Source organism: Pseudomonas sp. No.117 (genome assembly GCF_054558395.1).
Genome location: NZ_BAAJNP010000001.1, coordinates 63,394 through 76,436, shown reverse-complemented (window position 1 = coordinate 76,436; position 13,043 = coordinate 63,394). Strand labels below are relative to the sequence as shown.

General features: G+C 62.5%; 11 protein-coding genes and 1 tRNA gene. 3 read left to right on the top strand and 9 right to left on the bottom strand.

Annotated features, from left to right (window positions below):
- The 5 genes from ACYJP6_RS00335 to rpsU all read right to left on the bottom strand — a co-directional run bounded on the left by ACYJP6_RS00335 (position 1) and on the right by rpsU (position 5,961).
- Positions 1-1,134, bottom strand: coding sequence for a GmrSD restriction endonuclease domain-containing protein (locus tag ACYJP6_RS00335; RefSeq protein ID WP_459472371.1), 1,134 nt, complete (start codon positions 1,132-1,134; stop codon positions 1-3).
- A 425-nt stretch (positions 1,135-1,559) separates the two neighbouring features.
- A tRNA-Ile gene (locus tag ACYJP6_RS00330) sits at positions 1,560-1,636 on the bottom strand.
- A 103-nt stretch (positions 1,637-1,739) separates the two neighbouring features.
- A complete protein-coding gene (gene rpoD / locus ACYJP6_RS00325) occupies positions 1,740-3,596 on the bottom strand; it encodes an RNA polymerase sigma factor RpoD (RefSeq protein WP_459472369.1) in 1,857 nt (618 codons plus the stop codon).
- Between the two features lie 78 nt (positions 3,597-3,674).
- Positions 3,675-5,582, bottom strand: a complete 1,908-nt coding sequence (gene dnaG / locus ACYJP6_RS00320; protein ID WP_459472367.1) for a DNA primase — start codon at positions 5,580-5,582, stop codon at positions 3,675-3,677.
- A 163-nt stretch (positions 5,583-5,745) separates the two neighbouring features.
- Complete coding sequence (gene rpsU / locus ACYJP6_RS00315; RefSeq protein ID WP_007159750.1) at positions 5,746-5,961, bottom strand: 30S ribosomal protein S21; 216 nt, start codon at positions 5,959-5,961, stop codon at positions 5,746-5,748.
- Positions 5,962-6,167: 206 nt separating this feature from the next.
- On the opposite strand from rpsU, the gene tsaD reads away from it, so the two are divergent.
- The gene (gene tsaD, locus ACYJP6_RS00310) at positions 6,168-7,193 is read left to right on the top strand and encodes a tRNA (adenosine(37)-N6)-threonylcarbamoyltransferase complex transferase subunit TsaD (RefSeq protein WP_459472365.1); all 1,026 of its coding nucleotides are present in this window, start codon (positions 6,168-6,170) and stop codon (positions 7,191-7,193) included.
- Positions 7,194-7,238: 45 nt separating this feature from the next.
- Here the strand turns inward: tsaD and plsY are convergent, their stop codons facing one another.
- Positions 7,239-7,808, bottom strand: coding sequence for a glycerol-3-phosphate 1-O-acyltransferase PlsY (plsY, locus tag ACYJP6_RS00305; RefSeq protein WP_459472363.1), 570 nt, complete (start codon positions 7,806-7,808; stop codon positions 7,239-7,241).
- 109 nt (positions 7,809-7,917) lie between these two features.
- Between plsY and folB the strand changes: the two genes are divergently transcribed.
- Together folB and folK are read left to right on the top strand one after the other, a co-directional pair.
- Complete coding sequence (gene folB / locus ACYJP6_RS00300; RefSeq protein ID WP_459472361.1) at positions 7,918-8,271, top strand: dihydroneopterin aldolase; 354 nt, start codon at positions 7,918-7,920, stop codon at positions 8,269-8,271.
- On the top strand, positions 8,268-8,801 hold the full coding sequence (gene folK, locus ACYJP6_RS00295; RefSeq protein WP_459472359.1) for a 2-amino-4-hydroxy-6-hydroxymethyldihydropteridine diphosphokinase: 534 nt from the start codon (positions 8,268-8,270) through the stop codon (positions 8,799-8,801). The genes folB and folK overlap by 4 nt, the downstream gene beginning before the upstream one ends.
- Before the next feature lie 222 nt (positions 8,802-9,023).
- Here folK and ACYJP6_RS00290 read toward each other — a convergent pair whose 3' ends face one another.
- The 3 genes from ACYJP6_RS00290 to ACYJP6_RS00280 are packed head-to-tail and all read right to left on the bottom strand — an operon-like array spanning position 9,024 to position 13,012.
- Positions 9,024-10,151, bottom strand: a complete 1,128-nt coding sequence (locus ACYJP6_RS00290; RefSeq protein WP_459472357.1) for a multifunctional CCA tRNA nucleotidyl transferase/2'3'-cyclic phosphodiesterase/2'nucleotidase/phosphatase — start codon at positions 10,149-10,151, stop codon at positions 9,024-9,026.
- A 51-nt stretch (positions 10,152-10,202) separates the two neighbouring features.
- Positions 10,203-11,744 carry a SpoVR family protein gene (locus tag ACYJP6_RS00285; protein WP_459472355.1) on the bottom strand — a complete coding sequence of 514 codons (1,542 nt, stop codon included), beginning with the start codon at positions 11,742-11,744 and terminating at the stop codon, positions 10,203-10,205.
- Positions 11,741-13,012, bottom strand: coding sequence for a YeaH/YhbH family protein (locus ACYJP6_RS00280; protein ID WP_459472353.1), 1,272 nt, complete (start codon positions 13,010-13,012; stop codon positions 11,741-11,743). The genes ACYJP6_RS00285 and ACYJP6_RS00280 overlap by 4 nt, the downstream gene beginning before the upstream one ends.
- Positions 13,013-13,043 lie beyond the last annotated feature (31 nt).

The window sequence follows — 13,043 nt, the reverse complement described above, 5'->3', positions numbered from 1 at the left end:
TCAAATCTCCGCGAATAAGGCGCGATACATGCCTGAGACCCGGCTTCGGATTGAGTCAGTTCGCATTGTTTCGGAAGATAGGTAACGCTGAAATTCTTTTTCTTTTAATATCTTTTTTCTGCGCTCAGAAAGACCTTCTAAGTTTTTTTCCGCTATACGATTTTTGATTGCTAGGTCAATTGCTATTAATACCGAGTCAAATACAGTGGCGCTAAAAGAGGATACCAGTCTATCTGGATTCGTTGGGGATACATTGTGGAATGCATCTTTGCCTAAATGGTCGTGTACAAAGTGGATGGATTTCAAAAATCGATTTCTGAATCCATCACACAGGTTCTCATGATTGTTCAGGCCCATATACTGATTAAGATACTTCTTTAATGAAACTCTTGATGGGGATTTCTCAGGATCCTCATTAGCAAGATCTGCTAGCGCGAAGAATCTTAATATGCATTCTAGATCTCGCATGCGCGGATCAGGATTTCCTTGCCCCCATAATTCTCGCCATTTAGGATCTTTATTAAGCTCAAAAAGTAGAGAATTAAGAGGGCCCTGATATACGCAGTTTCTTATTTCCTGTGCCAGCAAAGATCTTCCGCCGGAGTTGATTCTCTCGAACACTTGAAACAGGCTTGTATCTTTCTCAGCGGGATGCTTCTGCATGAAAACTATGGCGTGAATAGTAGTGTTGCGGATTTTACGTTGATCTTCTGCGTTTAACTCAATGAAAGCTTTGCCCTTCCAGCGATCATGGATTTTTTCGCTTTTAGATAGTTTAAATACATTCCCATCTTTGCTAAATACCCCTTTCACATAGTCGCGTACAGTCATTAGTCTCTGATATCCATCTATTATCAGCAACTTTTCATCAGCGGTCTTAGCAAGGAATATACTCGGGATTGGAAGTCCGAGGAGTATGGAGTCTATGAATCTAGAGGCCTCCGATTTGTCCCAGACATAGTTTCTTTGTAGCTCTGGCTTTACTAATTCATCATCGTCATAGCGGCTGATTAGCTCTCTAAAGCTTAAGTCTGCACCCCAGGTCGATATTTCAAAAAGGTCATCGTCGCTATAATAATCTTCCGACTCGTCTTCAGGTATTACTATGTCAACGCTGTTTTGCTCTTCATTCATATTGGATCTCCTTATCTGGTGATGCGATCGGCATGCTTAAGTCTTTATTATGGGTTTTAAAATTTCTTCTCGTGCTTTAAGAATAAGGCTCTATATGAGCGCGCTGTTAATTTTGTTCTCCAGGTTCGTTGGTTTTGAATTGCTGATAGGGGTTTATGAAGGTGTTTTGACTTGCAGAAGGGGTTCAAGTAGTCAGGGAGAGCGTCTGGAAGACGATCTCAGAGAGAGGGGATGGGAGAGAGAAGAGGGGGGGATAGTGAAAACGAGCATGTCCCGATCCTTGGGCAACCCATAGGGTTAACGAACATTAGGCTAGCTTGATCTGGTGGCCAACATAACGCCGCTCAGGTAGTAATTTACTACCGGTCTTCAGATTGATTTTGATATCGGGCATAAAAAAGCCGCGCAGTGCGCGGCTTTGAAGGTGGTGGGCCCACACGGACTCGAACCGTGGACCAAAGGATTATGAGTCCTCTGCTCTAACCGACTGAGCTATAGGCCCTATAGCGCGGTGGAGTATACCGGGGTGGCGGGGGATCGCCAAACCCTTGTCAGGCATAAAAAACCGGAGCCTGGGCTCCGGTTTCTGGTGCAGCTATTGCGCCTTACTCGTCGAGGAAGGAGCGCAGGTGTTCGCTGCGGGAGGGGTGGCGCAGCTTGCGCAGGGCCTTGGCTTCGATCTGGCGGATACGCTCGCGGGTGACATCGAACTGTTTGCCCACTTCCTCGAGGGTGTGGTCGGTGTTCATGTCGATGCCGAAACGCATGCGCAGCACCTTGGCTTCACGGGCGGTAAGGCCGGAGAGCACATCGCGGGTGGCTTCCTTGAGGCTTTCGCTGGTGGCCACTTCGATCGGGGACTGCATGGTGCTGTCCTCGATGAAATCGCCCAGGTGCGAATCCTCGTCGTCGCCGATGGGCGTCTCCATGGAGATCGGTTCCTTGGCGATCTTGAGCACCTTGCGGATCTTGTCCTCGGGCATCTCCATGCGCTCGCCCAGCTCTTCCGGAGTCGGCTCGCGGCCCATCTCCTGCAGCATCTGGCGAGAGATCCGGTTCAGCTTGTTGATCGTCTCGATCATGTGCACCGGAATCCGGATGGTGCGCGCCTGGTCGGCGATGGAGCGGGTGATGGCCTGACGAATCCACCAGGTGGCATAGGTGGAGAACTTGTAGCCACGGCGGTATTCGAACTTGTCCACCGCCTTCATCAGACCGATGTTGCCTTCCTGGATCAGATCGAGGAATTGCAGACCGCGGTTGGTGTACTTCTTGGCGATGGAGATCACCAGGCGCAGGTTGGCCTCGACCATTTCCTTCTTGGCACGGCGGGCCTTGGCCTCGCCGATGGACATGGCGCGGTTGATGTCCTTGATCTGCGAGACTTTCAGCTCGTAGTCACGCTCCAGCTCGGCCAGCTGGGCCTGCTTGGCCTGGATGTCGGCCTGGAAGCGCTCGAGACCCTCGGCGTACTTGGGCTTGCCCTTGAGCAGGCCGGCGGTCCACTCGGTGTTGGTCTCGTTACCCGGGAAGTGACGCAGGAAGTCGGCACGCGGCATGCGGGCATCGCGCACGGCCAGCTGCATGATGGCGCGTTCCAGGCCACGCACGCGGTCCAGGGACTCGCGCACGCGGGTCACCAAGGCTTCGTACTGCTTGGGTACCAGCTTGATCGGCGAGAACAGCACGGCCAGGGCGACGAATTCTTCCACGGCGCGATCGTCGTCGCGGCCGTGCTTCTTCAGCACCTTCTGGGTCTTTTCCAGCTGCTCCGCCACGGCGCCGAAGCGCAGGCGGGCTTCTTCCGGATCCGGACCGCCGTCGCCTTCTTCCTCGGCGTCGTCGCCGTCGCTTTCTTCCTCGTCGTCCTTCTCGTCGTCCACGGCCTTGGCATCGGTGGCCTTGTTCGGGACGGGCAGGACATCGCTCTCGTTCGGCAGGGTGCCGTCGTCGGGATCGATGTAGCCGGCCAGGACGTCGGACAGGCGACCGCCCTCGGTGGTGACGCGGGTATATTCGCTGAGGATGTAGTCGACGGTACCCGGGAACTGGGCGATGGCGCCCATGACTTCGCGGATGCCTTCCTCAATGCGCTTGGCGATCTCGATCTCGCCTTCGCGGGTCAGCAGTTCCACGGTACCCATTTCACGCATGTACATGCGCACCGGGTCGGTGGTACGGCCGACATCGCTCTCCACCGCGGCCAGGGCGGCAGCGGCTTCTTCGGCGGCGGCTTCGTCGGTATCGGTCTCCGCCAGCAGCAGGGCATCGGCGTCCGGCGCGGTCTCGAATACGTTGATCCCCATGTCATTGATCATGCGGATGATGTCTTCCACCTGTTCCGGATCTGAAATATCCTCCGGTAGGTGGTCATTGACCTCCGCGTAAGTCAGGTAACCCTGCTCACGACCACGGGCGATCAATTCTTTCAGACGGGATTGCTGTTGCGCTTTTCCGGACATAGGTACCCTTCCACTGAAGGCATAGGCGGGCAAAAAATAAGCTGAACATTATAGCCGGTTAGACGGCGGCCGTGCCAGTTAGGTCACGGAGCCCGCCGGACGGCTGAGGAGTTCGCGTAGGCGGTCCTTGTCTTCGGAGCTCAGCTCGCTCTGTCGCGCCTTGCGTAGGAGTTGCTCCAGCGAGCGATCACGCTGGCTGGCGGCTAACCTCGTTATGGTGTCGAAAAACTGTTGTTCAAGGTTGTCGCCGGCAATCAGCCATTCTTTTTCCGCCAGGGCGCGTAGCAACCGCCCCTGTTCGGTGCCGTGCCAGCGGGCGATGAGTTGCAGGGTGCTCTGCCCGGGCTTCTTCTGCAGTGCCTCGACCAGGGCCACCAGCAGCTGGGCGTACTGGTCGCTTTCCTCGGCCAGGTTGCGGGCGTCCTGTACCGCCTGGGCCAGGGTAGGGTGATGCAGCAGGCTGCGCAGTGCGGCCAGCACCGGGGTTTCCACCTTGACCGGCGGCTGGCGCGGGATGCGTTCGCCGCCCCCCTTGCCGTTGAAGTCCTTTTTCCAGCCCTTGCCGTCGCGCCCGCCCTTGCCTTCGCGGCGTGGCGTCCACTGCTGCTGCGCCGGGACTTCCTCGGCCTGGGCATAAGCGTAGTCGCCATAGTCGGGCGGTGGCGCGTCCTGCGGCGGTGCGGCCGGTGCCAGCTGGCTCAGGGCCTCGTTACCGAGGCCGGTGAGTTCGCTCAGGCGCTGGCGCATCAGCAGGCGCAGGTTGTTGCCCGGGATCTTCTCGATCAGCGGCGCCGCCAGGGTGGCCAGGTGCGCCTTGCCTTCCAGGGTGGTCGGGTCCGCCTCGATCATCAGTTGCTGGAAGAAATACTCGGCCAGCGGCTGGGCCTGCTGGACGAAGCGTGCCTGGAAGGCATCCGCCCCCTCGGCACGCACCAGGGTGTCCGGGTCCTCGCCTTCGGGCAGGAACAGGAAGCGCACCCGGAAGCCGTCCTTGAGCACCGGTAAAGCCGATTCCAGGGCGCGCCAGGCGGCGCTGCGGCCGGCCTGGTCGCCGTCGAAACAGAACAGGATGCTCGGCACCAGGCGGAACAGCCGCTTGATGTGCTCTTCGCTGGTGGCGGTACCCAGGGTGGCCACGGCATTGCGGATGCCTTGCTGGGCCAGGGCGATGACGTCCATGTAGCCTTCCACGACGAGGATCTCGTCCAGGTCGCGGTTGTTCTTGCGCGCCTCGAACAGGCCGTAGAGTTCCTGGCCCTTGTGGAACACCGGGGTTTCCGGCGAGTTGAGGTACTTGGGCTTGTCGTCGCCCAGCACCCGGCCGCCGAAGGCGATGACCCGGCCGCGGCTGTCGCGGATGGGGAAGATCACCCGGTCGCGGAAGCGGTCGTAGCGTTTGCCGCTCTCGGCGTTCTCCACCAGCAGGCCGGCGTCGAGCATGGCCTTCTGCTGCAGGTCGTCGCCACCCAGGTGCTTGCCCAGGTTGTCCCAGCCTGGCGGGGCGAAGCCCAGGCCGAAGTCCCGGGCGATCTCGCCGGTGAGGCCACGCTTCTTCAGGTAGTCCACCGCCGCCTGGCGCTTGGGGTGATTGCGCAGCGCCAGGCGATAGAATTCGGCGGCGGCGGCCAGCAGCGGGTAGAGCGGGGAATCCGTGGGTTGCCGTGGCTTGCGTCGACCGCCGCTTTCTTCCCGTGGCACTTCCACGCCGGCGCGCTTGGCCAGCTCCTCGACCGCCTCGGGGAATTCGAGGTTGTCGTGGTCCATGATGAAGCCCAGGGCGTTGCCGCCGGCGCCGCAACCGAAGCAGTAGTAAAACTGCTTGTCGGGGCTGACGCTGAAGGAGGGCGTCTTCTCGTTGTGGAAGGGGCAGCAGGCCATCCAGTTCTTGCCGGCCTTCTTGAGCTTCACCCGCGCGCCCACCACTTCGACGATGTCGGTGCGGTTGAGCAGGTCGTCGATGAAGCCTTGCGGGATGAGTCCGGCCATGGTCAGCGTCTGGATAGGAGGGCGAAAAGCGGAGGATGAAGCAGGCCGGGTGGCCAGGAGGGCAGTCTAGCGCCAGAGGGCGCCAGGGCGAAGCAGGACTGTCAGAAACGAACAACCCGACCAGAGGTCGGGTTGTTTGATGACGCCAGAGGAGCGCTGTAACTCAGTACAGGCGCTCGCGACGGCGCTGCTCGCGCTGTACTTTCTTGGCGTGGCGCTTGACCGCGGCGGCAGCCTTACGCTTGCGCTCGGCGGTGGGCTTTTCGTAGAACTCGCGGCTACGAACTTCGGCCAGTACACCGGCCTTCTCGCAAGAACGCTTGAAACGACGCAGCGCTACGTCGAAGGGTTCGTTTTCTTTGACTTTGACGTTGGGCATCCAGGTCGTACCTTCAAAATTTACCGTGGTTTAATCCAACGCTAGCGGCAAAAGGGCACGGGAAGCGTCGGTTTTTAAGGGTTGCGGATAGTAACGCTTCAACTGCCCTGCTGCCAAGCCCCGGCGGACGAAAAGCGCTGGCCGGTGCTGGAAGCGGCGCTTATCATGCGCAGCCTGACATTCTATACCCTCGAAGGCTTATCTCCATGCGTGTTCTGGGACTGGAAACGTCCTGCGATGAAACCGGCGTCGCCCTCTACGACAGCGAGCGCGGCCTGCTGGCCGATGCGCTGTTCAGCCAGATCGATCTGCATCGCGTCTACGGTGGCGTGGTGCCGGAGCTGGCCTCGCGCGATCACGTCAAGCGCATGCTGCCGCTGATCCGCGAAGTGCTGGACGCGGCGGGCAGCCGCCCCGACGAGGTGGACGCCATCGCCTACACCGCCGGCCCCGGCCTGGTCGGCGCCCTGCTGGTGGGTGCGGCCTGTGCCCAGGCGCTGGCGCTGGCCTGGGGCGTGCCGGCCCTCGGCGTCCACCATATGGAAGGCCATCTGCTGGCGCCCATGCTCGAAGAGACACCGCCGCAGTTTCCCTTCGTCGCCCTGCTGGTCTCCGGTGGTCACACCCAGCTGGTGCAGGTCGATGGCATCGGCCGCTACACCGTGCTGGGCGAGTCCCTGGACGACGCCGCCGGCGAGGCCTTCGACAAGACCGCCAAGCTGCTGGGCCTGAGCTATCCGGGCGGGCCGGAGATCGCCCGCCTGGCCGAGCGCGGCGTGGCGGGACGCTTCGTCTTCCCGCGGCCCATGACCGATCGGCCGGGCCTGGAATTCAGCTTCAGCGGTCTGAAGACCTTCACCCTCACCACCTGGCAGCGTTGCCAGGCGGCCGGTGACGACAGCGAGCAGACCCGTTGCGACATCGCCCTGGCGTTCCAGACGGCGGTGGTCGAGACCCTGGCGATCAAGTGCAAGCGCGCGCTGAAGCAGGCCGGTCTCAAGTCGCTGGTGATCGCCGGTGGCGTCAGCGCCAACCGCGCGCTGCGCGAGAACCTGGAGCAGATGCTCGGCGAACTGGGTGGCCAGGTTTTCTACGCGCGGCCGCGCTTCTGCACCGATAACGGCGCCATGATCGCCTATGCCGGTTGCCAGCGCCTGCTGGCCGGCCAGCAGGAAGGCCCGGGCATCGCCGTCAAGGCGCGCTGGCCGATGGAGCAACTGGCGGCGCTCTGAGACGGGCGGGCGACGTCGCCGGGCAATCCTCGCCGGACCACAGGGTCAAAAATGACGCTCGGTGCCTTGGCGCAGGGCGCGCAGATTGTGTCTATGGCGGATCAGGATGAGGGCGGCGAGCAGCAGCATGGGCGCCAGTAGGTCCGGGCGCTGCCAGGCGAACAGCGGCAGGATGCCGAGCACGGCGACCAGAGAGGCCAAAGAGGCGATGCGCAGGCTGGCGAACACCCCGGCCCAGAGGGCCAGGCCCAGCAGGGCCGCGGGGGGATAGAGCCCCAGCAGCAGGCCGGCAGCCGTAGCCACGCCCTTGCCGCCGCGGAAGTGGAAATACAGGGGATAGAGGTGGCCGACCACGGCGGCGAGGCCGATCCAGGCCTGCTGCAGGGGCGCAAGCCCCACCTGCTGGGCGATCAGTACCGGGACCAGGCTCTTGGCCAGGTCACCGGCCAGGGTCAGCAGCGCCAGCTTGCGTCCGGCCAGGCGCAGCATGTTGCTGGCGCCGGGGTTGCCGGAGCCGTCGTGACGCGGATCGCGGGTGCCGAACAGGCGACTGAGCAGCACGGCGAAGGACAGCGAGCCCAGCAGATAGGCCAGCAGGAGCAGCAGCCAGAACATGGTAGGGTTCCGCGCCAGGAGAAGGCTCGATTCTACCGACAGCCCGCCGCCCGACGATAGGCCGGCGGTGACGAACACACAGAGCACGGCAAGGTGCGAGGCAAAGGCAGTGGACAAGGTTTTCATCGAGGGGCTCGAGGTCGACACCGTGATAGGGGTGTACGACTGGGAGCGTGACATCCGCCAGTGCCTGCGCATCGATCTCACCATGGGCTGGGATATCCGCGCGGCTGCCGAGAACGACGAGCTCGAACACACCCTCAATTACGCGGCGGTGGCCGAGCGCATCACCACCTTCGCCCACGAGACCGCCTTCGCGCTGGTCGAGACCTTCGCCGAGCGCCTGGCTGCCCTGCTGCAGGCGGAATTCAAGCTGCCCTGGCTGCGCCTGCGCATCACCAAGCCCGGTGCGGTGCCGACCGCCCGCGGCGTGGGCGTGGAGATCGAGCGGGGGCAGGCGTGACCAGGGTCTATCTGGGGCTGGGCAGCAACATCCAGCGTGAGCGGCACCTGGGCATGGCCCTCAATGAACTCGCGACGCTGCTGACCGATCTGCACTGCTCGCCGGTGTTCGAAAGCGAGGCCGTGGGCATTCGCAGTGCGCCCTTCCTCAATCTGGTGGTAGGGGGCGAGACTAATCTCGATCCCGCGGCGCTGAGCCAGCAGCTCAAGGCCATCGAAACCCGTAGTGGACGCTATGCGCCGGATCGCCAGGGCCTGCCGCTGGACATCGACATCCTGCTCTATGGCGACCTGACCGGCGAGATCGCCGGCCTGACCCTGCCCCGCGCCGAGATCCTGCGCAATGCCTTCGTGCTCTGGCCATTGGCGCTGCTGACCGGTGAGCGGCGGCATCCCGGCAACGGCCGGAGCTTCGACGAGCTATGGCAGGAGATGCGTGGCCAGACGACCCAGGTGCTGCGGCCGGTGGCGTTCCGCTGGAAGGAGGTCGAGCTGACACCGACGACGCTGCTCAACGCCGATCGAGTGTAGCGCGGCGGTCGATGGGCTTCGCTGCGCTCAGCCCAACCTACGGGAGCTCTTCCCTCTCTCCCTTTGGGAGAGGCTGGGGTGAGGGCCACTCGAGTGCATGGGGCTTCGCTACGCTTAGCCCGAGCCTACTAGTATAGGTTGGGTTGAGGCAGTTCTATCGTCGAAGCCCAACAAGAGGCTTCAACCTTGGGCAATGTTGGGCTTCGCTGCGCTCAACCCAACCTACGAAAGCTGCGCCAGGGCATCGATGCGGGCCTGCTTGAGGGCTTCGCCCAGGGCGGCACCCTTGAAGCCCTGGGCGACCAGCGGCTGGACCTCGACTCCGCGCACTACCTCGGCCGCCTGCCGCAGCAACGCCAGCGGCGGCTCGCCCTCGGCGGGCCTGACCGCTGCGGCGCAGGCGCAGGCCTGGAGGAACTCCTCGAAGCGCGCCGGGCGGCGCAGCACGTCGAAGCCCTGCAGCAGCTCGAACCAGGCCTCCGGTGTCAGCTGCGGAGCCTGCAGCGCCGTGGGCCAGTGGCGCGCCAGCAGCAAGGCCAGCTCGGCGGGATCGCGCGGTACCTTGAAGCGGGCGTTGAGGGCGGCGTGCTGCTCTTCCGGTACGTCCAGCAGCAGGCAGGCCCAGCGCACGTTCAGCGAGGCCTGGACTTCGGCGGTCTGGCGCAGGATGGCATGGACCCGGGCACCCGGCTCGGGCTGCTCGTCAGCGAACCCGGCAGCCACCTCCGGCAGCAGCACGGCCAGGGCACCGCAGTCGTGCAGTACGCGGATGAAGATATCGGGTCGCTCTTCGAGCAGGGCGCGGGAGATCTCCTTCCACAGCCGCTCAGCCGTCAAGGCATCGAGTTCGCCACTGGCGACCATTTCCCGCATCAGCAACAGCGTCTCGGGCGCCACCTGGAAGCCCAGGGCGCTATAGCGAGCGGCGAAGCGGGCGACCCGCAGCACGCGCAGGGGGTCTTCGGCGAAGGCCGGCGAGACGTGGCGCAACAGGCGCGCCTGGAGATCGGCACGACCGCCATAGGGGTCTATGACGTTGCCCTCAGCGTCCTCGGCCATGGCGTTGACGGTCAGGTCGCGACGGATCAGGTCCTGTTCGAGGGTGACGTCGGGCGCCGCGTGGAAGGTGAAGCCGCCGTAGCCGCGGCCGCTCTTGCGTTCGGTGCGGGCCAGGGCGTACTCCTCGCCGGTCTGCGGATGCAGGAAGACCGGGAAGTCCGCCCCGACCGGACGATAGCCCTGGGCGGCCAGGGCTTCAGCGCTGGCACCGACCACGACCCAGTCGACCTCGGTGACGGGGCGACCGAGCAGGCGATCACGGACGGCGCCGCCCACCTTGTAGATTTGCATAGAAAAAGACCTCCTTGCGGAGGTCTAGGATAGCCTGAAAGCACGGCCGGCTCAGATCGGCGAGGCCAGATCCAGCCGCCGGTCGTGGTCACGGCTCTCATGACGGGGCGGCACCTGGAAGCTCTGGGCGACATCTTCGCCTCTCATGCTTTCCAGGCGGATGTCGAAACCCCATAGCCGATGCAGGTGCCGGAGCACCTCTTCCGTCGAGTTGCCCAGCGGCTTGCGGTCGTGCTGGAAGTGGCGAAGGGTGAGGGAGCGATCGCCGCGCCGGTCGACGTTCCAGATCTGCACGTTGGGCTCGCGGTTGCCCAGGTTGTATTGGGCGGCGAGCTGTTCGCGGATCAGGCGATAGCCGCCGTCGTCGTGGATGGCCGCTACCTCCAGTTCGTCGCGCTGGTCGTCATCGAGGATGCTGAACAGCTTGAGGTCGCGGATCACCTTGGGCGAAAGGAACTGCAGGATGAAGCTCTCGTCCTTGAAGCTCTTCATGGCGAAGGTGACGGTGGCCAGCCAGTCGCTGCCGGCGATATCGGGGAACCAGCGACGGTCTTCCTCCGTGGGATCCTCACAGATCCGCCGGATGTCGCGGAACATGGCAAAACCCAGGGTGTAGGGATTGATGCCACTGTAGTAGGGGCTGTCGAAGCCCGGCTGGTAGATCACCCCGGCGTGGGACTGCAGGAACTCGAACATGAAGCCGTCGGTGACCAGGCCCTCGTCGTAGAGGTCGTTGAGCAGGGTGTAGTGCCAGAAGGTGGCCCAGCCTTCGTTCATCACCTGGGTCTGGCGCTGCGGATAGAAGTACTGGGCGATCTTGCGCACGATGCGGATCACCTCGCGCTGCCAGGGCTCCAGCAGGGGCGCGTGCTTTTCCAGGAAATAGAGGATGTTTTCCTGGGGCTCGGCGGGGAAGCGTGCGCCTTCCTCCAGCGCTTCCTTGCCGGCGATCTTGGGAATGGTGCGCCAGAGGTCGTTGACCTGGCGCTGCAGCTGTTCCTCGCGCTCCTTCTGCCGCTGGCGCTCCTCGGCGGCGGAGATGGGGTAGGGCCGCTTGTAGCGATCCACGCCGTAATTCATCAGGGCATGGCAGGAGTCCAGCAGGTCTTCCACGGCATCGATGCCATGGCGCTCCTCGCACTGGGTGATGTACTGCTTGGCGAACACCAGGTAGTCGATGATGGAGCTGGCATCGGTCCAGGTGCGGAACAGGTAGTTGCCCTTGAAGAAGCTGTTGTGGCCATAGCAGGCGTGAGCGATCACCAGGGCCTGCATGGTCACCGTGTTCTCTTCCATGAGGTAGGCGATACAGGGATCGGAGTTGATCACGATCTCGTAGGCCAGGCCCATCTGGCCACGGCTGTAGTGCTTCTCGGTGTGCAGGAAGTGCTTGCCGTAGGACCAGTGGTTGTAGCCGATGGGCATGCCGACGGAGGCATAGGCATCCATCATCTGCTCGGCGGTGATCACCTCGATCTGGTTGGGATAGGTGTCCAGCGCATAGCGCTTGGCGATCCGGGCAATCTCCCGGTCGTAGGTCTGGATCAGCTCGAAGGTCCACTCCGAGCCGGTGGAGATGGGCTCACGTTTCATGACACGAGTCTCCGCTGGAACAGTTCGCGGAACACGGGATAGATATCCCCCGCCGAGACGATCTGCTGCTGCGAGAAGGAATCCGGGAAGGCACCGCGGACGTTCTCGTATTCGTACCACAGCGCCTGGTGCTCGCGTGGGGTGATCTCCACGTAGGTGTAGTACTGCATGAACGGCAGGATCTGCTTGGTCAGGATCTCCCGGCAGATGGGCGAGTCGTCGTTCCAGTTGTCGCCGTCGGAGGCCTGAGCGGCATAGAGATTCCACTCGTTGACCGGATAGCGCTCGGCCATGACCTCCTGCATCAGCTTGAGGGCGCTGGAGACGATGGTGCCGCCGGTTTCGCGGGAGTAGAAGAACTCTTCCTCATCCACTTCCTTGGCGCTGGTGTGGTGGCGGATGAACACCACCTCGATGTGCTCGTAGTTCCGCTTGAGGAACAGGTAGAGCAGGATGTAGAAGCGCTTGGCGATGTCCTTGGTCGCCTGGGTCATAGAGCCGGAGACGTCCATCAGGCAGAACATCACCGCCTTGGAGCTGGGGCTGGGCTGCTTGGACAGCAGGTTGTACTTGAGGTCGAAGGTGTCGAGGAAGGGCACCTTGTCGATGCGCGCGCGCAGCCGCTCGATCTCGGCTTCCAGCGCCTGGATGTCGCCCAGGTTGTCGGGTTCTTCCACCCGCAGCCGTACCAGTTCGGCCTTGGCTTCGCGCAGCTTGTTGCGACTGCCGCCGGACAGGGCGATGCGCCGGGCATGGGAGGCGCGCAGGGTGCGGATGATGTTGATGCGGGCGGGGTTGCCCTCGTTGCTGATGCCGGCGCGTACCGTCTTGAAGGTGTCGGTACCGGTCAGCTGCTTCTTGACCAGGTTGGGCAACTCCAGGTCCTCGAACATGAAGTCGAGGAATTCGTCCTGGGTGATCTGGAAGGCGAATTCGTCCATGCCTTCGCCACTGTTGCTGGCCTTGCCCTGACCCTGGCCGCCACCGCCGCCCTGGGGGCGCGGGATGCGTTCGCCGCTGACGAATTCCTTGTTGCCCGGGTGGACGATGGTCTGGCGGCCGCCCTTGCCCTGGTAGAGGGCGGGCTCGTCGATGTCGCGGGCGGGAATGCTGATCTGCTCGCCATGCTCCATGTCGGTGATGGAGCGCCGACTCACGGCTTCCTCGACCGCCTTCTTGATGTGCTCACGGTACCGCCGCAAGAAGCGCGTACGGTTCACCGTGCTCTTGTTCTTGCCGTTTAGACGCCGGTCGATGACATAACTCATACAGGCCCTCCGGGCTATTGCAGGACACCGC